The sequence below is a fragment of the Streptomyces murinus genome, from assembly GCF_002154555.1.
Taxonomy (GTDB): domain Bacteria; phylum Actinomycetota; class Actinomycetes; order Streptomycetales; family Streptomycetaceae; genus Streptomyces; species Streptomyces murinus.
Map to the genome: position 1 here is coordinate 1 of NZ_MUNF01000840.1, position 1,284 is coordinate 1,284.

Annotated in this window: 1 pseudogene; it reads left to right on the plus strand. The window is 77.7% G+C overall.

The window, feature by feature from the left end:
* A pseudogene (locus tag CCN72_RS39370) lies at positions 1-1,284 on the plus strand (hypothetical protein); the annotation flags it as partial.

Below are 1,284 nucleotides of genomic sequence, written 5' to 3' on the forward strand. Positions count from 1 at the left end.
GCCCTCTTCGGGCTGCGCCGGCCCCTGTTCGGGGTGCCGGAGATCACCACCGGTGTGTACGAGTACGCCGCCGACGCGGTGCTCGAAGTGGTGCAGAGCGGGCTGTGGATGCGCCCGCTGGCCGAGCCCGCGGACGGTGACGCGGTACGCCGGATACCGGCCGCGCCCGGCTACGCAGCCATCCTCTACGACCGCAGCACGCCCGGCGCCGCCGACCGTATGCGCTCGCTCGCCGAGGACATGCTCTGGCGGCTGGACCCCGAGCGCCGCGAGGGCTTCACTATCGCTCCGGCCGACGAACCGGGCCATGTGGTGGTGACCTCGGACGACACCGATCTGTGGTCGGCGCCGGACGCCACGGCGACGGGCCCCCAGGCGATCGCCCCCACCGCCTTCCGGGGGCAGCCCCGGGCCGCGGAGGCGGCGCCCTGGGGTACGGAGGACCGGGTGGCAACTCCGGTGGCGGAGCCTGGAGTTGTACGGTCTGGAGTCGTACGAGGTGAGGGGTCGGGCGGGGCTTCGGCGCTCGCGCATCTGGACCTCGACGAGACGACCGTCCGGGTACGCGGGAACACGGCACCGGCGGCACCGCCGGTGGTGGCGCCCCCCGCGGCCAGGATCGAGTCCGAGGTGCCGGCGTCCGGGCTGCCGCGGGTCGAGTCGGGCGACGACGTCCAGGTGACCGGCGAGCCCGGGGACGCGGGCACGGCCGGGCGCCCGGAGACCGTCACCATCGCGTCGGCGGCTACGGCGGCCGGGGGACCCGCGCCCGTACCCGTGCCCGAGCCGGTGCGGGAGGACCCGCGCCCCGGGCCGGAGCCGATACCCGACGCGCCGCGCACCGACGGTCCGGCGCCGACGCCTGTGGACCAGGGTCCGGGTCCGGCGGCGCCCGTGGTCCAGGGTCCCGTGCCGCCGGTGCCCGCGCCGCCGCGTCCCGCTACACCCGCGCGCCTTCCGCTGCCCGACCTCCCGGCCGTGTCCGAGCCGGGGAATCCGGGTGCGGCGGGTAGCCCTGGCGAGCCACCGAGGGAGAACCCGCGCCCGGTGGACGGTCCCGACGGCCGGGGAACGGACCGCCCGGCGCGGACCGACGTACCCGCGCGACCGTCCGCCCCGGAAGCGGAGCAGGAGGCTGCGCCGGAGCGAGGTCCCGGTCCGCAGCCGGAGCCGGAGGGGGTGAAGTCGGTTCCGCACGCGCCCGACTCCCCCGACGCCGGTCCGTCGGTGCCGCCCGCCCCCGCCGCCGAGAAGCCGCAGCCGCAGCCCTGGGTGCCGCCGACG